At 73.8% G+C, this 18,725-nt stretch carries 13 protein-coding genes; 8 read left to right on the top strand and 5 right to left on the bottom strand.

Translation table 11 applies throughout. From position 1 onward, the window contains the following. The first annotated feature begins 98 nt into the window (after window positions 1-98). From Mco01_RS22035 to Mco01_RS22020, 4 genes are all read left to right on the top strand, one after another. Window positions 99-806, top strand: coding sequence for an MBL fold metallo-hydrolase (locus Mco01_RS22035; RefSeq protein WP_204058790.1), 708 nt, complete (start codon window positions 99-101; stop codon window positions 804-806). A gap of 225 nt (window positions 807-1,031) precedes the next feature. After that, the gene (locus Mco01_RS22030; protein WP_204058789.1) at window positions 1,032-5,186 is read left to right on the top strand and encodes a glycoside hydrolase family 38 N-terminal domain-containing protein; all 4,155 of its coding nucleotides are present in this window, start codon (window positions 1,032-1,034) and stop codon (window positions 5,184-5,186) included. Beyond that, complete coding sequence (locus Mco01_RS22025; RefSeq protein ID WP_204058788.1) at window positions 5,183-6,085, top strand: peptidylprolyl isomerase; 903 nt, start codon at window positions 5,183-5,185, stop codon at window positions 6,083-6,085. Before Mco01_RS22030 ends, Mco01_RS22025 begins: the two co-directional genes overlap by 4 nt. Before the next feature lie 98 nt (window positions 6,086-6,183). Continuing rightward, window positions 6,184-7,713, top strand: a complete 1,530-nt coding sequence (locus Mco01_RS22020) for a WS/DGAT/MGAT family O-acyltransferase (RefSeq protein WP_204058787.1) — start codon at window positions 6,184-6,186, stop codon at window positions 7,711-7,713. A 38-nt stretch (window positions 7,714-7,751) separates the two neighbouring features. Here Mco01_RS22020 and Mco01_RS22015 read toward each other — a convergent pair whose 3' ends face one another. Continuing rightward, the gene (locus Mco01_RS22015) at window positions 7,752-9,530 is read right to left on the bottom strand and encodes a serine/threonine-protein kinase (RefSeq protein WP_204058786.1); all 1,779 of its coding nucleotides are present in this window, start codon (window positions 9,528-9,530) and stop codon (window positions 7,752-7,754) included. Window positions 9,531-9,673: 143 nt separating this feature from the next. On the opposite strand from Mco01_RS22015, the gene Mco01_RS22010 reads away from it, so the two are divergent. From Mco01_RS22010 to Mco01_RS22000, 3 genes are all read left to right on the top strand, one after another. Beyond that, window positions 9,674-10,264, top strand: a complete 591-nt coding sequence (locus Mco01_RS22010; protein ID WP_204058785.1) for a TetR/AcrR family transcriptional regulator — start codon at window positions 9,674-9,676, stop codon at window positions 10,262-10,264. A 116-nt stretch (window positions 10,265-10,380) separates the two neighbouring features. Next, on the top strand, window positions 10,381-11,262 hold the full coding sequence (locus Mco01_RS22005) for an SCO6745 family protein (protein WP_204058784.1): 882 nt from the start codon (window positions 10,381-10,383) through the stop codon (window positions 11,260-11,262). A 152-nt stretch (window positions 11,263-11,414) separates the two neighbouring features. Continuing rightward, window positions 11,415-13,205, top strand: a complete 1,791-nt coding sequence (locus Mco01_RS22000; protein WP_239103812.1) for an MFS transporter — start codon at window positions 11,415-11,417, stop codon at window positions 13,203-13,205. A gap of 112 nt (window positions 13,206-13,317) precedes the next feature. On the opposite strand, the gene Mco01_RS21995 is transcribed toward Mco01_RS22000, so the two are convergent. Then, window positions 13,318-14,178: a patatin-like phospholipase family protein gene (locus Mco01_RS21995; protein WP_204058783.1), complete on the bottom strand. Its 861-nt coding sequence runs from the start codon at window positions 14,176-14,178 to the stop codon at window positions 13,318-13,320. A gap of 464 nt (window positions 14,179-14,642) precedes the next feature. Here Mco01_RS21995 and Mco01_RS21990 point away from each other — a divergent pair, with 464 nt between their 5' ends. Then, window positions 14,643-14,933, top strand: a complete 291-nt coding sequence (locus Mco01_RS21990) for a hypothetical protein (RefSeq protein WP_204058782.1) — start codon at window positions 14,643-14,645, stop codon at window positions 14,931-14,933. Between the two features lie 82 nt (window positions 14,934-15,015). On the opposite strand, the gene mctP is transcribed toward Mco01_RS21990, so the two are convergent. The 3 genes from mctP to Mco01_RS21975 form a co-directional block, all read right to left on the bottom strand. Then, window positions 15,016-16,602, bottom strand: coding sequence for a monocarboxylate uptake permease MctP (gene mctP, locus Mco01_RS21985; RefSeq protein WP_204058781.1), 1,587 nt, complete (start codon window positions 16,600-16,602; stop codon window positions 15,016-15,018). Next, window positions 16,599-16,811 (bottom strand): DUF3311 domain-containing protein, encoded by a 213-nt coding sequence (locus tag Mco01_RS21980; protein WP_084369398.1) that lies wholly within the window; start codon window positions 16,809-16,811, stop codon window positions 16,599-16,601. The genes mctP and Mco01_RS21980 overlap by 4 nt, the downstream gene beginning before the upstream one ends. A 137-nt stretch (window positions 16,812-16,948) precedes the next feature. Further along, window positions 16,949-18,577: a CocE/NonD family hydrolase gene (locus Mco01_RS21975; protein ID WP_204058780.1), complete on the bottom strand. Its 1,629-nt coding sequence runs from the start codon at window positions 18,575-18,577 to the stop codon at window positions 16,949-16,951. Window positions 18,578-18,725: the final 148 nt, after the last annotated feature.

The following is an 18,725-nucleotide window of genomic DNA, read 5'->3' as shown; positions in this document are numbered from 1 at the left end:
GCGCCTGAACGGCGTCTGTGGGCGGCCTACGCCCTGGGCTGATCCGCGCAGAGCATACGCCGTGGACGGGCCCGCTGCGCCCGTCCTAGCGTCACCTCATGGATCTCGTCCGGCTGCACCCGAGCCTGCATGTCCTGCGCATGCCCGTCGGCCACATCTATCTGTGGCGCGACCCGGACGGGCTGACGCTCGTCGACACCGGCGTCCCCGGGTCGGCCCCGCTGATCGAGGAGGCCGTGCGGGCGCTCGGCCACACCCCCGCGGACGTGCGGCGGCTGGTGCTGACGCACTTCCACGGCGACCACACCGGCTCGGCCGCCGACGTCGCCTCCTGGGGGGACGTGGTGGTGCACGCCCACCGCGACGAGGCGGCGTTCATCCGCGGCGAGGCCGAGGGACCGCCGCCGCAGCTGTCGGACTGGGAGCGCGACCTGCTGGCGCGGGTCCGGGCCGGGACGCGGGACGACCCCGTGGCGCCCGTGCGCGTCGACCGGGAGCTCGCCGACGGCGACGTGGTCGAGATGGGCGACGGGGCGCTGGCCCTCGCCGTACCCGGGCACACGCCCGGCAGCCTCGCGCTCTACCTCCCCGGCCCGCGCGTGCTGTTCACCGGCGACACGATCGCCCGCACCCCGGACGGCGAGGTCATCCTCGGCGTGTTCAACGCCGACCCGGCGGCCGCCGTGGACTCCTTCCGCCGCCAGGTCGCCCTGGAGCCCGAGATCGTCTGCTTCGGGCACGGCGAGCCCCTGACCCGCGACGCCGCCGCCCTGCTGACGGCCGCCGCCGCCCGTCTCCCGGACTGACTCCGGCGCGCCGGCGGGGTCGAGGGGCAGCGGGACGGCCACGGGCACCACGGGAGGAACGGCCGGCGCGTCCCGCATCCCGTTTTCGGGGGAGTGATCGCAATTTCAAGATCACGAGGGTGAGCGCGCGACGGGCGGGGGATGTCTTGGCCGTCACCCGTCCCCCGGGGGCGACCGACGGCCTCGGCGGCGGGTGCACCGAAGGAGCCGAGACAGGGGGCGCCCATGCGCATCACCGCCGTCGAGTCCACCGATCTCTTCGTCCCGGGTCCGCGCCAGGTCGTACGGGTGACGATCGAGCCCGCGCCCGCCCACGCCGACGTCATGGTCACCGGGCCGGGGGTGGAGGGCTCGGGCCGGTACGACGGGGTCGCGGGGGAGGAGGCGTTCGTCGCCGAGGTGCCCGTGGAGACCGGCCACCCCGCCGGCGCCCGGATCCCCATCGGCGTCCGGGTGGCCGGGCCCGACGGCGTGAGCGAGGCCGAGGGCGAGCTCACGGTCGCCGAGCCGGGCTGGACGGTCTGGATGGTGCCCCACTTCCACTACGACCCCGTCTGGTGGAACACGCAGGCGGCCTACACCTCCACCTGGGACGCGGCGGGCGCCGCCGCACAGGCCAACCGGATGGACTTCCAGCAATCGGGGTTCGAGCTCGTCCGGCTGCACATGGAGACGGCCAGGAAGGACCCGGACTACAAGTTCGTGCTGGCCGAGGTCGACTACCTCAAGCCGTACTGGGACGCCCACCCGCGCGACCGCGCGTACCTGCGCCGGCTGCTGGCCGAGGGCCGCCTGGAGATCATGGGCGGAACCTACAACGAGCCGAACACCAACCTCACGGGGGCCGAGTCGACGATCCGCAACATCGTCCACGGGATCGGCTTCCAGCGCGACGTGCTCGGCGGCGACCCGGCCACGGCCTGGCAGCTCGACGCGTTCGGCCACGACCCGCAGTTCCCCGGCATGGCCGCCGACGCCGGCCTCACCTCCAGTTCGTGGGCGCGGGGGCCGTTCCACCAGTGGGGGCCCATGCTGCGGACCGGCGGCTGGGACGACCCCTCGGTCATGCAGTTCCCCTCGGAGTTCGAGTGGCTGTCGCCCTCCGGGCGCGGCGTGCTCACCCACTACATGCCGGCCCACTACAGCGCCGGCTGGTGGATGGACTCCTCGGCCACCCTCGAACTCGCCGAGGCGGCCGTCTACTCGCTGTTCCTGCTGCTGAAGCGGGTGGCCGCCACCCGCAACGTGCTGCTGCCGGTCGGCACCGACTACACGCCGCCCAACAAGTGGGTCACCCGGATCCAGCGCGACTGGAACGCGCGGTACGTCTCGCCGCGCTTCGTCTGCGGCCTGCCCCGGGAGTTCTTCGCCGCGGTCCGGGAGGAGGCCGGACGGGAGGGCGTGCGGCTGTCGCCGCAGACCCGCGACATGAACCCCGTCTACACCGGCAAGGACGTGTCGTTCATCGACACCAAGCAGGCCCAGCGGCATGCCGAGTCGCTCGTCGTGGACGCCGAGAAGTTCGCGACCGTCGCGGCGCTCGTCCGGGGCACGCCGTACCCCCACGCCGCGCTCGACAAGGCCTGGCGTCAGCTCGTGTACGGCGCGCACCACGACGGCATCACCGGCTCGGAGTCCGACGAGGTCTACCTCGACCTGCTGACCGGCTGGCGGGAGGCCCACGACCTCGGCCGCGAGGTGCTCGACGCGTCCCTGCGCGCGCTGAGCGAGGGCCTCGGACCGGTGGTGGTGTGGAACCCGTCCTCCTGGCCGCGCACCGACCTCGTGCGGGTGCGGCTGGAGATCCCCGAGCCGGGGTCGTACGGCGTGACCCTCGGCCCGCCCGAGCGCCCGGTGCTCCTGGAGCACCCGGAGCGTCACCCCGACGGCAGCCTCGCCGCCGTCGACGTCGTCTTCCTCGCCGAGGACGTGCCCGCGCTGGGCCACCGGACGTTCCGGCTCGTCCCGGCAGCCGGGCCCGCGCCGGTCGGCTGGACCGTACGGGAGGGGACCCGGATCGAGAACGCCACCCACGCGGTCGAGGTGGACCCGGCCCGCGGCGGCGCCGTGTCGAGCCTGCGCGTGGACGGGCGGGAGCTGCTGCAGTCGGGCCGGGTCGGCAACGAGCTGCTGGTCTACGGCGAGCACCCCGCGCATCCCCGCTTCCACGAGGGCCCCTGGCACCTGCTGCCCAACGGGACCGTCGCCGGCTCGTCCGCGTCGCACGCCGAGGTGGCGGTCGCCGAATGCCCGATCGGCCGGCGGATCACGGTCACCGGCAGGGTGGGCCCCGCCGCGTACACCCAGGAGATCACCCTCTGGGACGGCCTCCCGCGGGTGGACCTCACCACGCACGTGGACGAGTTCGAGGGCTCCGACGCGCTGCTGCGCCTGCGGTGGCCCGTCGCCGTGCCCGGCGCGCTGCCGGTCAGCGAGGTCGGCGACGCCGTGATCGGCCGCGGCTTCGGGCTGATCGACGTCGACACCGCCGAGCACCCCTGGACGCTGGACAACCCCGCCCACAGCTGGTTCGCGCTGTCGTCCACCGTCCGCGTGCGCGTCCGGTCGGAGGACGGCCGGGCCGCCGGCACCCGGGCCGTCGGCGTCGCCGAGATCATCGCTCCGCCGTCGGGGCCCGTGCCGCGGGACCTCGCCGTGGCCCTGGTGCGGCAGGGCGTCACCTCCACGTGCTCCACCGCCCCCGGCCCCCGCTACGGCGACCTCGCGGTGGACTCCAACCTGCCGGACGTGCGCATCGCCGTGGGCACCCCCGAGGAGAACCCGTTCGTGGCCGGGCTGCTCGACGACCGCGAGGCGGACCTGCTGCGCCGGACGCTGGAGGCCGGCGGCCGGGCCCGGCTGTGGATCCCGGCGGACGAGCCGCTGGAGAAGGTGTGGGTGCCGAGCGCCGACCTCACCGGGCCGCGCGCGCTGCCGGTGCTCGTGGTGTGCGGGGAGGGCGCGGTCGAGGACCTGGTCGCCGACCTGGCCGACGCCGTCGTCGAGGCCGTCCAGGCCGGTGTGGAGACGACCGACCCCGATCTGGACGAGTACACGGTCGGGCTGCTCAACCGGGGGATCCCCGGCTTCGCGGTCGACTCCTCGGGCGCCCTGCACCTGTCGCTCATGCGGTCGTGCACGGGCTGGCCGTCCGGCGTCTGGATCGACCCGCCCCGCCGCACCGCGCCCGACGGCTCCAACTTCCAGCTCCAGCACTGGACCCACTCCTTCGAGTGCGCCCTGGTCGGCGCGCCGGGGGACTGGCGGGACGCCGATCTCGTACGGCTCGGCCACGACCTCAACCACCCCCTGCCGGCCGTGCTCGCCGAGCCGGGGCCGGACGGGGAGGCCGGGCCCCGGTCGTACCTGGAGACCGCCCCCGGCGTCGTGCTCGCCGCGCTCAAGGCGACGGGCAACCCGATCGCCTCCGGCCGCGTCCCCTCGGGAGCCGTCGAGGGCGTGACGGCCCGGCTGTACGAGGCCGGCGGCGCGGAGCGCCCGGCGGCCGTAGCCACCGGCCTGCCGATCGGCGAGTGGTTCCGCGCCGACCTGCTGGAGAACGTCACCGGCGACGCGCCCGCCACGCTCACGGCCATGGAGGTCGTCACGCTCACCGCCCCCGTCACGGCACCCCGGCCCACATCCCCGGACGGTACGGCGCCGGCCGAGCCGCACCAGCCCGTGTACACCCGCTACTGGCTGAACAACACCGGCCCGGCGCCCCTGGGGAACGTGCCGGTCGCGGTGCACCTGGCGCCGCAGGACCTCGACGTCGAGGGACCGGCCGGGCTGACCCTGTCGGTCGCCTCGAACCTGACCGTGGACGAGGTCTCCGGGGCGGTGACGCTCACCGCTCCCGCCGGGTGGGCCGTGGAGCCGGCCGTCCGCCCGTACGCGCTGCCGCCCGGCGGCCACGCGGTCGTCCCCGTACGGCTCACCCCTCCCGAGGACGCGGAGGGCGGCCTCTACACGCTCACCGCGACGACGCAGTACGGCGGCCAGACGTACCAGGACGTGACCCGCCTGCACGTGGGCGGCCGCCGGCACCCCGGTCTCGACGTCCGCCTGGAGGGCCTGGGCGACCCGCCCTTCCTGCGCCTGTCGCCAGGCGGCCGGGCGGAGATCTCCGTACGGCTCCAGTCGGAGGCGCTGTCGCCGCTCTCCGTCCAGGCCCAGCTCATCAGCCCGTGGCACACGTTCGACCTGTTCCCCACGTGGAATACGGGCGTCGTCGTGCCCGCGGCGGGGGACGCCGAGGTCCGGTTCCCCGTACGGGTCCCGGCGGGCGCCCGGCCGGGGCGGTGGTGGGCGCTGGTGAAGGTCGCCTGCGCCGGGTGGCTGCACTACACGGACACCGTCGAGATCGAGGTCGGCCGGTGACGCGCCGGACCGCGGCGGGAGCGGAGCGATCACGGAGCGTCGAGGCGGCGGGGCCGGACCGGTCACCGGGGGCGGCCGGGCCCGAGCGGTCACGGGGCGTCGGGGTGGCGCGGCCGGAGCGGCCCTCGGGTGCGGCCGGGTGGGCGCGGTCATCCGGTGTGGCGGCGGTGGTGGACGGCAGAGCGGTCCCGGTCGCCGAGGTGGACGCGCGGCTGGCCACACTCAGGAACGGGCCGCTCGCCGCGCGCCTTCCCCATCCGGGCACCGCCGAGGGCCGCAACCTGCGCCGCTGGGTCGTCCAGGTGATGGCGGCCGAGATCCTCGTCGAGCAGGAGGCGGCCCGCCGGGGGATCACCGCCGGAGGGCCGCAGGGGGGAGCTCCGGGCGAGGCCGTGGCCCTGACGCTCGCGGCGGCGCTGCGAACCGGCGGCGTCGCGGCGGCCCTGCTGGCGGCGATGCCGCTCGCCCGCGCGGTCTGCCGCGCCGTGGCGGCGGGCGAGGGGCCCGGTGAAGAGGAGCTGCGCGGCTACTACCGGCGCAACCCCGACAGGTTCACGACGCCGGAGACCCGGTGGGTGCGGCCGTTCGGGCCGGTGCGCAGAGGCGAGATCACCGGCCCGATCGAGGACGCCGTCTTCGCGGCCCGCGAGGGCGAGACGGTCGGCCCCGTCGACGGCCCCGGCGGACCGTGGACGGTCGTGGTCGAGCGCGTCGCCCCCGCGCGGCGGGAGCCGTACGAGACGGCGCGGGAGCGCATCAGCCGCGAGCTCGCCGAGGCCGGGCGGGAGCGCGCCTTCGCCCGCTGGCTCGACGGACGGCACGCGGAGGCGGTCCGCCTCATGCCCGGCTTCGAGCACCCGGCCGACCCCCGCCACCCCGACGCGACCCACCACCACTGATCCCAGCCTGGCCGGGGCTTCGGCCCGGGCTTCACGAGACCGCGACCGGGATGGTGAGGCGGCGGTCCAACGGCGGCGATTGCGGGCAGGGAGTAGGCATGGGACAGCAGCTCAGCGCGTTCGACGCGCAGTTCCTCAACTTCGAGACGGCCACGAACCTGGCGCACATCGCGGCGCTCACGATCCTCGCCCCCTCGGCTTCGCCCGAGGGCGCCGTCACGCGCGAGCACCTGATCGCCCTGCTGCGCCGCCGGATCCACCTCGCCCCGCCGCTGCGGCGCCGGCTCGTCCAGGTGCCGTTCGGGTTCGACCACCCGTACTGGGTGGAGGATCGGGACGTCGACTTCGACTACCACGTCCGGGAGCTGGCGCTGCCGCCTCCGGGCGACGACCATCAGCTCGCCGAGCAGGTCGCCCGCCTGCACGGCCGCCGGCTGGACCGCCGGCGACCGCTGTGGGAGCTGTACGTCATCCACGGCCTCGCCGGCGGCCGGGTCGCCGTCTACACGAAGGTCCACCACTCCGCGGTCGACGGCGTGACCGGCGCCGAGGTGCTGGCCGCGCTCATGGACTTCGAGCCCGTGCCGTGCGACGAGCCCGGCGAGCCCGGCGAGGACCCGGCGCCTCTGCAGGCGGCGCCGGACACGATCGAGATGGTGATCCGCGGGATCGCCCGGGTGCTGGACAACCCCCTGGCGTTGCTGCGCTTCCTGTCTGAGGCCGTGCCGCGGCTCGACGAGGTGCCGGTGATCTCCCAGATCCCGGGCGCCGGCCTGGTGTCGAGGATCGTGCGCGGAGCCGGCGCCGAGCGGCTGCCCGGCCTGCCGCGGATGACCGTGCCCCGCACGCCCTTCTCGGGCCCGATCTCGCAGCACCGCAGGTTCGCGTTCGGGCAGCTGCCGCTGGACGAGGTCAAACGGGTGAAGAACGCCTTCGGCGTGACCGTGAACGACGTCGTCATGGCGTTGTGCGCGGCGGCGCTGCGGCGGTGGCTCGCCAAACGCGACGAGCTTCCCCGGGTCCCGCTCGTCGTCGGCATCCCCGTTTCCACCCGCGGCCAGGCGATGAACGGCTCGGCGGCCAACGAGGTCGCGCTCACGATGACGACGATCCCCACCGACGTCGCCGGGGCCGAGGAGCGGCTGCGGTCGGTGAACCGGTCGATGCAGATCGTCAAGGAGCGGATGGCGGCGGCCCCGGCGGCGTGGCTGCTGGAGTTCAGCCAGGCCATGCCCGCGGCCCTGAACGCCCTCGCGGCCCGGTCGGCCTTCCGCTTCGCCTCGCGCCGCGCGCCCGCGATGAACCTGCTGATCTCCAACGTGCCCGGTCCCCAGACGCCGCTCTACGTCTGCGGCGCGCGGGTGCTCGCGCTGTTCCCGATCTCGGTCATCACCGACGTCAGCGGCGGGATCAACATCACGGTCTTCTCGTACGACGGGAGGCTCGACTTCGGCGTCATCGTCGACCGCGACATGGTCCCGGATGTCTGGGACATCGTCGACTACCTGGGCGACGCCCTGGCCGAGCTCACCGCGCTCGCTGAGAAGGCCGGCCCGCGCGGCGGCGCCGGGGGAGCCGCCCGGAAGCCGCGGACGTCACGGCGCCGGTCTCCCGCGTCCGGGTCCTGACGCCGTCTCCTCCCGAGGGTGCCGGCCAGGAGGAGGCGTCAGGAGGAGGCGAAGACGGTGCCGGCCCTGTCGGAGCCGGTGACGCGGCCGATGCACCGGTAGGTGCGGTCGCCGGCCGCGAATCTGGCGGCGCTCGGCGGCAGGACCGCGACCTCCCACCTGTCGGCGGTGACGGACGCCGCCCGCCCCCGCCGGGACGACAGCAGGGTGGAGATCGTGCAGAGCCCGGCGACCGTGGGATGCCTCGACACCGTGTCCTGGTCGCTGGAGCTCAGCCCGCCGGGCAGCGGGGCGACGGCGAACGTCTCCCACGCGTGCTTGCCCGTGCAGGGCAACGGCCGCGCCGTGACGTCGCCCGAGATCGAGACGAGCCCCGCCCAGCACTCGGGCGTGACGACGCACGCCGCGCCCGCGCCCGCGACGCGGGCCGCGACGCATCCCCGGGTCGTCGCGGGAACGTCGAGGGCGGCGGCTGCCCGGCCCGGCGTCTGCGTCCCCTCCCGCGTCGCCCCACGCGTGGCGTCCTCGCGTGGCGTCGTCGTCGCCGGGGGCACGTCCGTGCCGCCCGCCCGTTCCATGATCATGATGGCGACGCCGGCCGTGAGCAGCAGCGCGAACACGGCCGCGACCGCGGCGAAGACCAGCGACTGCCGGGACAGGCCGGCCGGGCGGACGGTCGGCCCGTCCGCGAGCCGGCGGCCCTGCGTGGTGGCCGCCACTCCGGGTCCCGTGGTCGCCCGCCTCAGGTCGGAGACGGCTCCCGGCGCCCGGGCGCCGCCCGCGTCCCTCTGCGGCGGCACCCCTCCGAAACCGGCGGACCCCTCGGTCCTGCGCTGCTCCGGGACGTACCCGCCCGGGACGTACGGACCGGGGGACGCCACCCCACCCGAGTGCGACGGGACGGGCGGCCGGGGTCCTGGAACGGCCCACGGGACGCCGTCCGGGCCGGCGGCGGGCGCAGGGGCGTCGGGGCCGGCGGAACCGTCGGGGCGCAGGGCGGCCAGGGCGTCCCGCAGGGCGGCGGCCGTGGCGGTCCGCTGCCGCACGTCGCTCGCCATGCCCCGGCGTAAGACCTCGGTCAGCCCCGGCGGCACCCCGGGAACGTCCGGGATCGGCAGGCGGTGCAGGGCCATGATGGCGGCGATGTTGACCACGCCGCTCTCAGGGAACCGCGGGGGACGGCCGCTCAGCAGCGCGTACAGGGTCGCGGCGAGGGCGTACACATCTGCGGCCGGCGACGGCTCGGTCAGGTCGAACGCCTCGGGCGGCGCGTAGGCGGGGGTGAGCGACTCGCGGGTCACGGAGACCTCGCCGGGCCCGGCGCCGCCCTGCCCCGGCATCGTGGCGAGCCCGAAGTCCGACAGGGCCACCATGCCGTACGAGTTCACGAGGATGTTCGCCGGCTTCACGTCGCGGTGCAGGACGCCGGCGGCGTGGGCGGCGGCCAGCGCATCGGCGATCTTGATGCCGATGTCGCGCACCTCGGACGCGGCCAGCCTCCCCTCCGCGCGGAGCCGGTCGGCGAGTGAGCCGTGCGGGCACAGCTCCAGCACCATGTACGGCCGGCCGTCGGGCAGCACGCCCGCGTCGTACACGTCGGCCACGTGCGGATGACCGGACAGGGCGCCGGCGGACGTCACCTCGCGCATGAAGCGGCGGCGGTCGCGGTCGGAGACCAGCACCCGGTTGTCGACCTTGAGGGCGACCTCCCGGCCGACGGCCAGCTGGCGGGCGCGGTAGACGATCCCGAAGCCGCCCTGCCCGAGGACGCCGCGCACCTCGTAGCCCGGCACCAGCGGCGCGCCCGCCTCGTCCACCTGCCACCTCCAGACCTGGCGGAAACCCGCGAGCGGCACATTACCGGAGCGATCGGCACGGCGATCGCCGTCCGGAGGGAGCCGGGTCGGCGGACCGTGCGACTCGCCCGGGCGGGCGGCCGTACGGCCCCTATGCTGAGGTCATGACGGTCGGCACAGCTGAGCGCGGCGGCCGGAGCCCGGAGCGGCGGCGGGAGCTGCTGGACGCGGCCGACCGGGTCATCCGCAGGGAGGGACCCGAGGCGTCGATGGCGGCGATCGCGTCCGAGGCGGGGATCACCAAGCCGATCCTGTACCGGCACTTCGGGGACAAGAGCGGTCTCTACCAGGCGCTGGCCGAGCGTCACACGCGCGCCGTGATCGAGCTGCTGCGGCCGGAGTTCGCCAAGGCCATGGCCGACCCCCGGGCCAGGGCGCGGGCCACCATCAGCGCGTACCTCGACACGATCTCGGCGAACCCGAACCTCTACCGCTTCCTGTTCCACCGGGCCAGCGCCGAGGACAGCCGCACGCACACCCAGATGGCCGCGATCGTGCGCAGCGTCGGGGTGGAGCTGGGGTCGGTCCTCGCCGAGGGAGGCGTGGCCGATCCGGCCCGCGCCCAGGTGCTCGGGCACGCGTTCGTCGGCATGGTGCAGGCCATCGGCGACTGGTGGCTGGAGAACCCCGGCCTCGACCGCGACACCGTGGTGGACAGCCTCGTCGACGTCATCGCCGGCGCGCTCGAGGCCTGAGCCGCCCCACGGGCCGCCCGCTCTTCTCGCAACATCGCCTGAAAAATCGGATGGCGTCCCCTGCCGCTTCATGGTTAGATAGCGCTGCTATCCAACGAACGTGAAGGCGGACGACGATGAGCGAGTTCTCCCTGCTGGCCCGGCGGATGTGGCACCAGATCGAGCCGGTCCACGCGACCCTCTACTTCGCGCCGCAGGCCTTCGCGGAGGCGGCGGCCCTCGGGTACGACGTCGAGTCCCGCTGGCCGTCCTACTTCGCCTATCGGACGGCTCCGCTGGGCGCGGCCGGACCGGCCCTGGTGACGGCGGCCTACTACAGCTTCAGCCCGGCGGCGGTGGCGCGGCACGTGCCGGCCGTGTGGTCGGTCGCGGCGCCCGGCCGCGTGCTGGAGGCGCGCCTGGTCGCCATGGACAGGACGCTGCGGGCGCTGCTCGGTGACGAGGGCGTGACGTCCCCGGAGATCGCCGAGGCGGCCGATCTCGCGCGGAGGGCGGCGGAGAGCTCCGCCGTCCCCGGGCGGCCGCTCGCCGCCGCCAACCTCGACCTCCCCTGGCCGGACGAGCCGCACCTGGCGCTCTGGCAGGCCGTGACCGTGCTCCGCGAGCACCGGGGCGACGGGCACCTCGCCGCTCTCCTGGCCGCCGGGCTCGACGGCTGCGAGGCGCTCGTCTCGTTCGCCGCCGTCGGCGCGGCCCCCGTCGCCAACTTCGCCGGGCGCGGCTGGAGCGAGCAGGAGTGGGCGGCGGCCCGGGAGCGGCTCGCCGCGCGCGGCCTGGTCGGCGCGGACGGCGTCGCGACCGAGGCGGGCCGCGCCCTGCGCGACCGGGTCGAGCGGATGACGGACGAGGCGGCCGCCGGGCCGTGGCACGCCCTGGGCGCGGACAAGGCCGAACGGCTGGCCGCGTGCCTCCAGCCGCTCCTGGGCGCGGTGTTCATGTCGGGCATGCTGCCGGCCCAGAGCACGCTCGGCATCGGGACGGTCCGGGCGCCGGAGTGAGCCGCCCCGGAACGGGGTGAAACGTGCCCGTCATCCGTTCAGGGTAATTTAGTTCCGCTAACTAACTGTTGGTCCGCTGACATGAGCGGACGAATGAGGAGGAGAAGCGGTCAGTGGCCGTAGCGAAAACATCCCCAAGCGGAACATCGCCCGTGTCGGAACCGCCCTCGAGCTACAAGTGGATCGCGCTGTCCAACACCACGCTGGGCGTGCTGATGGTCATGATCAACCAGTCCATCGTGCTCATCGCCCTGCCGGACGTCTTCCGTGGCATCCACCTCAACCCGCTGGACCCGGGCAACACCGGCTACCTGCTGTGGATGATGATGGGCTTCATGGTCGTCACCGCCGTGCTGGTGGTGACGTTCGGCCGGTTGGGCGACATGTTCGGCCGCGTCCGCATGTACAACATGGGCTTCGCCGTCTTCAGCGTGTGCTCGATCCTGCTGTCGGTGACCTGGCTGGAGGGCAGCGCCGGCGCGCTGTGGCTGATCGGCTGGCGCATCGTGCAGGGCATCGGGGGTGCCCTGCTGTTCGCCAACTCGACGGCCATCCTGACCGACGCGTTCCCGTCGCACCAGCGCGGCACCGCCCTCGGCATCAACTCGATCGCCGGCATCACCGGGGCGTTCCTCGGGCTGGTCATCGGCGGCGTCCTGGCCCCGGTGAGCTGGAAGGCCATCTTCCTGGTGTCGGTGCCGTTCGGCGTGTTCGGCACGATCTGGGCGTTCGTGAAGCTGCGTGACAACGGCGTGCGCCGGCCGGCCCGGATGGACTGGTGGGGCAACGCCACCTTCGCCGTCGGCCTGATCGTCCTGCTGGTCGGCATCACCTACGGCATCCAGCCGTACGGGACCAGCGTGATGGGCTGGACGAACCCCTGGGTCATCGCGGCGCTGGCCGGAGGGGTGGCGCTGCTGGCGCTGTTCGCCTGGATCGAGACGAGGGTGGCCGAGCCGCTGTTCCGGCTCTCGCTGTTCCGCTCGCGGGCCTTCCTCGCGGGCAACATCGCGAGCCTGCTCACTGCCCTCGGGCGCGGCGGCCTGCAGTTCATGCTGATCATCTGGCTGCAGGGGATCTGGCTGCCGCTGCACGGCTACAGCTTCGAGGAGACCCCGCTGTGGGCGGGCATCTACATGATCCCGCTGACGATCGGGTTCCTGCTGTCCGCGCCCGTCTCCGGCTGGCTGTCGGACCGCTTCGGGCCGCGGAACTTCACGGTCGGCGGGGCGATCATCACGGCGGCGAGCTTCTTCGCGCTGATGGCCCTGCCCACCGACTTCAACTACGGCGTCTTCGCGCTGCTCATCCTGATCAACGGCGTCGGCTCCGGCCTGTTCGCCTCCCCCAACCGCGCCGAGATCATGAACTCCGTGCCCGCCGAGTCGCGCGGCGTCGGCGCCGGGATGACGGCCACGTTCCAGAACTCGTCGATGGTGCTGTCCATCGGCGTCTTCTTCAGCCTGATGGTGGCGGGCCTGTCGCACTCCCTGCCGGCCGCCATGCACGACGAGCTGGTACGCCAGGGGGTCCCGGACGCCACGGCGCAGGGCATCGCCCACCTCCCGCCCATCGCCGTGCTGTTCGCGGCGTTCCTCGGCTACAACCCGTTCCGGGAACTGCTCGGCGGTGTGCTGGGCAGGCTGCCGGACGGGGGCAGCCGCCTGACGAGCAAGGAGTTCTTCCCGCACCTCATCGCGGGGCCGTTCCACCAGGGCCTCGTGATCGCCTTCTGGTTCGCCGTGGCCGCCTGCCTCGTCGCCGCGGTGGCGTCGGTGCTGACCGGCCCGCTGCGGCGCGGCCACCGGGCGGCGCCGCACGAGTCGCTCGGCTCGGAGCTCGCGGCGGTCGCCGGCGAGGCCGGGATCGCGGTCAACGAGCTGGTCGTCCCCGACGAGGACTTCGACGCCCGCCGGGCCGGGGCCGACAACACCCCGGGCTGACCCGCGTCTCCGCTCTGCCTCCGCTGTACCTTCCGCCGGGCCCCCGCCGCAGGGCCCGGCGGCCGTTACGCGGACGGTCCGCGACGCTCGCCGGCGCGGTGCGCCGGGACGGTCACGACAGGCGGTCGCCCCACAGTTCGGCGATCTCCGCGGCCACCCGGCGCCCCTCGTCCCGGCCGGCTCTGGCGGCGGGAGCACGGCGGGCCGGATCCAGCAGGCCGCCCATGCCCGTGCCCATGATCTCAGACCGGCGGGCGGCGCCGACGGTGACCAGAGCGGCCCGCGTCCCCGGCGCCAGCCCGGCGATCTGCTCCTCCACCCCGATCAGCGGGCCGCCGCCGCGGGAGAGGGGGGCGATCACCAGCACGCGGCCGTAGGCGGCTGCCAGATCGACGCCGGCCGGGGAACGCATGCCGCCGTCGATGTACACGCGTCCTCCGATGGATATGGGAGGCCGGATGCCGGGCGCGGCCGTGCTGGCCGCGACCGCGTCGACGAGGCCGACCCCGCTCTCCGCGTCGAACACGGCCGGCTCTCCCGACCCGGCGTCCACCGCGGTCACCAGCAGCCGCGTACGCGGCCAGTCGCGGACCTCTCCCAGCAGTCGCGTGATCTCCGCCTTGCGGTCCGCCTCGGACACCGTCACGGCCGCCCGCGCCGCACGCCCCATCCGGCGGCCGAACTCCTCGGCGTTCTTCGACCTGGCCAGGGCCCACAGCAGGCGCGCCGCGCCGAAGGCCGTCGGTCTCGGGAAGGGCTCCGATCCGGGCGGCGCGAGCTGCGCCTCGTACATCGTCCGCGGGTCGAGCCCCGCCGCGACCTGGGCCCCGACCACGGCGCCGGCGGAGGTGCCGACGACGAGATCGGCCACACGCACGTCGACGCCCGCCTCGGCCAGACCGGCGACGACGCCCGCCTCCCAGGCGATCCCCACCGGCCCGCCGCCGCCCAGGACGAGTGCTCTGACGGGCATCGGCTTCTCCTCCATACGGGACCGGGAAACTGGGTACACCGTACTCGCTTTCGGGTCGCGGGCGAAAGGGATCCCGGCCGGGCTGATCGCGTCGTTCGAACGGCGACGCCTGGGGCAGTGGGAGGCGGTGCCGTGCCTACCCCACAGGTGGATCTCCGTGGAGACGATCGGCCGGATCGTCACCTTCCGCTGCGCCAAGTGCGGGACCACCAGGACCCGCGTCCACTGATCGCGCCGGCCGCGGCCGTTTGCGGGCTCTTTTCGGATTCCCAGGTGTCCGCAGAGCCGCCGGGTGGCATGCACATGGCGAGCGCCCTCATCGGGGGAAGCGGGCGCTCATCCAGGAGAGCCCGCGCACGGATGACCCTGGAGAACGTCTCAACGGCCTCGCTCCCACTGCCGGGGGCGGGGCCGGTTCCCGCCTTGAGCATTCCGTTCGACCCGACTGCACGGAGGGTGACCCAGTGCCGATGGCCATGCCGGTCAAGAAGATCACTACGTCCAAGCCGTTCTGCGCCCTCGCGGGCGTCGGCCCCTACGCTCTCGCCAAGGCCAACGAGGTCTACGAGGACATGGCCGTCCGTGGCCGCAAGATCGTCAGCATGATGAGCCGCGAGGCCGCGGAGGAGTTCCAGCAGACCGCGCACGAACTGGAGGACGTCTCCAGGACCGCGCGGCAGGACCAGGACAGAGAGCGGGCCGGGCAGGCGACGGGCCGGGCCCGCGCCACGACGTCCGCGACCGCCAGGGGATGACGTCCGGGACGCCGGACGAACGCTCCCGTCGGAGGCCCCGCCCTTGTGAAGAGGGCGGGGCCTCGCTGTGCCCCTCGTGGGGTCAGGTCGAGCTCGCGACCTCCAGGTCGTGGACGCGGGGGTCGCCCTGGTCGGCGTGGTAGTCGTCCGGCTGCGTCGCGTCGGGGCCGTCGGCCGCCTTCATCGCCCGGGCGACCAGGGTGGCGAGCACGGCCACGACGAGGTTGACGATGAGCGCGAGGAACCCGGCGTAGATCGTGATCTTCGTATCTAGGCCGAGCTGCTTGAGAGGGAAGGCGGAGCTGCCGAAGTGCGCGTGGTTGTTGGCGGGGTTGGCGATGTTGTACAGCAGCACCAGGCCCGTCCCCATGCCCGCGATCCAGCCCGCGATCAGCCCCGCCCGGTGGAACCAGCGGGTGAACAGGCCGAGGCCCACCGACGGCAGGGTCTGCAGGATGATCACGCCGCCGATGAGCTGGAGGTCGATCGAGAACTGCGGGTCGATGAGCAGGATGAACAGCACCGCGCCGACCTTCACGACCAGTGAGGCGATCTTGCTGACCCTGGCCTCCTGAGCGTCGGTGGCGTCCCGCTTGAAGTACTCCCGGTAGATGTTGCGGGTGAACAGGTTCGCCGCGGCGATCGACATGATGGCGGCCGGCACGAGTGCGCCGATGCCGATGGCGGCGAACGCCACGCCGGTGAACCAGTCGGGGAACACCGCGTCGAACAGCTTGGGGATGAGCGTGTTGGTGTCCTTGCCGATCGGCGTGATCCCCGCCGCGATCGCCATGTACCCGAGCAGGGCGATCAGGCCGAGCAGCAGGCTGTAAGCGGGCAGCGCCGACATGTTCCTCTTGATCACGTTGCGGTCGCGCGATGCGAGCACCCCGGTGACGCTGTGCGGATAGAGGAACAGCGCGAGCGCCGAGCCAAGGGCGAGCGTGACGTACTGGAGCTGGTTGGACGAGTTGAGCAGGATGCCGTCGCCGGGCGCCGGGGTCGCGTCGAACTTGGCCTTCGCCGCGTCGAAGACCGACCCCCATCCGCCCAGCTTGACCGGAATGTAGATGATCGCGACAAGAATGACCAGGTAGATCAGCGAGTCCTTGACGAACGCGATCAGCGCGGGCGCGCGCAGCCCGGACTGGTAGGTGTACGCCGCCAGGATCGCGAAGGCGATGATCAGCGGCAGGTCGCCGGTCACGCCCATCGTCTTCAGGACGGCTTCGATGCCGACGAGCTGCAGGGCGATGTACGGCATGGTCGCGACGATGCCGGTGATCGCCACCAGCAGCGCCAGCGTGGACGAGCCGAACCGGGCCCGCACGAAGTCGGCTGGGGTGACCAGCCCGTGGACGTGCGAGACCGACCACAGCCGGATCAGCACGAGCATCACCATGGGGTAGACGATCACCGTGTAGGGGACCGCGAAGAAACCCGTGGCGCCCGCGCCGAACACCAGGGCGGGGACGGCCACGAACGTGTAGGCCGTGTAGAGGTCGCCGCCGATGAGGAACCAGGTGACCCACGAGCCGAAGCTGCGCCCGCCGAGCCCCCATTCGTGCAGGCTGGCCAGGTCGCCGGGCCGCCGCCAGCGGGCCGCGACGAATCCCAGCCCGCTGACGAGCAGGAACAGGACGGCGAAGATGACGATTTCGGTGGTCACCGGGCCCTCCTCGTCAGCCGGTAGACGAGGGTGGTGGTGGCCACGCCGAGGATGATGAACGCGAGCTGCAGCCAGTAGAACAGCGGGATGCCGAACAGGCGCGGCTCGTCGGCGTTGTACAGGGGTGTGAGGAGCGGGATCGCGATCGGCAGCAGGAGCAGCCAGTTCCAGGGGCTGCGATCGCTGCGGTCGGTGCGGGGGGTGGTCAACGCACTCTCCAATCGGATCGGACACGGGTTAGGGCGCAGCGTAAAGTTGCGCACGTCACACCGGTGTCACAGATCGCCGAACGGTCGTGTTGGCGCGGCGAGCGACGGCCCCGACAGGCCGGGCGGGCGTCCGGCGGTCAGACGTGGGGCAGCACCACGGCCGACGGGTGGGCCGGGTCGTGCAGGATCTCCTGGTCGGAGGCGACCATCGGGGAGCCGTCGCCGAGCGGGACGCCCGTGCCGGGGTTGCGGGCGATGCGGGGGTAGGCCCCGCTGGCCACGTGCACGCGGATCCGGTGGCCCCGGAGGAACCGGTGGCCGACCGGCCACAGGTCCACCTCGACGCACCGCACGCCGTCCGCGTCGGCCCGGTCGGCCGGGGTGAGCCGGCGCACCCCCTCGCAGACGTTCATCGAGGCGCCGTCGGGATGGACGTCGCAGACCCGGACGACGATGTCGGCGTGCTCCCGGCCGGTCCGCGCGTACACCTCGGCCCGCACCGGGCCGATCACGTCGACGTCCTCGGCCAGTTCCTCGGAGGTGTAGACGAGCACGTCCCGCCGGGCCTCCAGCCGCCGGTTGTCGCGCGGCTCGGAGTTGCCGATGAGCACCGGCCCGCCGATGACGGGTGTGGGATGGGCGGGGTCGTACCGGTACCGGTCCGGCTCCCCGCCCGCCGGGTTGTCGGTGGACAGGGCGCCCCCGGGCTGGAGGTGCCAGCGCCGCGGCCGCGCGCCCGGCACCGGCCAGTCGGGGTAGTCGCGCCACTCGTCCGCCCCGGTGATGTGGAGGCGCACCGGCGAGGGGCGCAGGCCCGACGGGTCGCCGAGCAGGTGGGCGCGGAACCAGGCCAGCGCGTCGGCGTTGGCGGCCCTGCCGTGCCGGATGTCGGCGTGGTACCACGGCCCGATCGTGAGGTGGGGCCGCCGCCCGGCCGCCCGCATCGCCGCGTAGTCCTTGAGCTGCCACGGCAGGAACACGTCGTACCACCCGCCGGTCATGGTGACCTCGGCCTCCACGCTGCCGACCGAGGCCGAGAAGTCCCGCCGCTCCCAGTACGGCGAGACCGGCCGGCCGTGGTGCTCGATGAGCTCGCGGAAGAACGGCAGCGGCCGGCCCGCCGACAGCACGTCGAGCTCCGACGGCGGCCGTCCCGACAGCACGGCCCGCCGCGTGCGGCGCGGTGCCGTGAACGCCGCCACGCCGCCGAGCCGCCCGTCGAGGTGCGCGGTCAGCGTGGTCCAGATCAGCGTCGACTCCAGCGCGAACGCGCCTCCGACGTACGCGGCGTCGCGGAAGCACGAGGCCGTCACCTGGGTGGCCATGGCCCGCAGATCCGGGGTCTCGGCGGCGATGGCCCACTGGTTGTAGCCCAGGTAGGACGGGCCGTGCATGGCGAAGCTCCCGCCGTACCAGGGCTGGCGGCGCATCCACTCGACCGTCGCGAGGCCGTCGTCGCGCTCGTCGGCCAGCGGGTCGAGCCTGCCGCCGGAGCCGAAGCCGCCCCGGCAGCTCTGCAGGACCACCTGGAAGCCGTGCCGCGCGAACGTCCAGCCGTACATCCAGCCGATGAGGCCCGCCCGGCCGTACGGCGTGCGGATGAGGATCGCGGGTGCCCGGTCGGCGCCGACCGGGGCGTAGTGATCGGCCAGGAGCGTCACGCCGTCGGGCATCGGGACGGGCACGTCGCGCCGCACCCTGACCCGGCGGGCCGCGGGACCCTGGCGGGCCCCGTTGACGGGAAGACGAGCCGGCAGGTCGACCATGCCACCTCCTCTATCGTGACCGGTACCCCTCCTTTACCGGTCAGTAACAGAATATCTATTCGTAGAGGTGCCCGCCGTCCGCCGGATTGCAAGATCGTGCCGTCCGCCGCTACCCTTACCGCATGCGAACCCTTGCACCTTCCCAGTG

Source organism: Microbispora corallina, from assembly GCF_016863035.1.
In the GTDB taxonomy this organism is placed as follows: Bacteria; Actinomycetota; Actinomycetes; order Streptosporangiales; family Streptosporangiaceae; genus Microbispora; species Microbispora corallina.
Note: the sequence above shows the minus strand (reverse complement) of the source record. Positions and strands in the feature narration are given on the sequence as shown.

What these genes read in the sequence shown, in the direction of transcription:
- Mco01_RS22020 (WP_204058787.1), top strand. Translation starts at nt 6,184, where the DNA reads ATGGGACAGCAGCTCAGCGCGTTCGACGCGCAGTTCCTCAACTTCGAG.
- Mco01_RS22035 (WP_204058790.1), top strand. Translation starts at nt 99, where the DNA reads ATGGATCTCGTCCGGCTGCACCCGAGCCTGCATGTCCTGCGCATGCCC.
- Mco01_RS22030 (WP_204058789.1), top strand. Translation starts at nt 1,032, where the DNA reads ATGCGCATCACCGCCGTCGAGTCCACCGATCTCTTCGTCCCGGGTCCG.
- Mco01_RS22010 (WP_204058785.1), top strand. Translation starts at nt 9,674, where the DNA reads ATGACGGTCGGCACAGCTGAGCGCGGCGGCCGGAGCCCGGAGCGGCGG.
- Mco01_RS22005 (WP_204058784.1), top strand. Translation starts at nt 10,381, where the DNA reads ATGAGCGAGTTCTCCCTGCTGGCCCGGCGGATGTGGCACCAGATCGAG.
- Mco01_RS21975 (WP_204058780.1), bottom strand. Translation starts at nt 18,577, where the DNA reads ATGGTCGACCTGCCGGCTCGTCTTCCCGTCAACGGGGCCCGCCAGGGT.
- Mco01_RS21995 (WP_204058783.1), bottom strand. Translation starts at nt 14,178, where the DNA reads ATGCCCGTCAGAGCACTCGTCCTGGGCGGCGGCGGGCCGGTGGGGATC.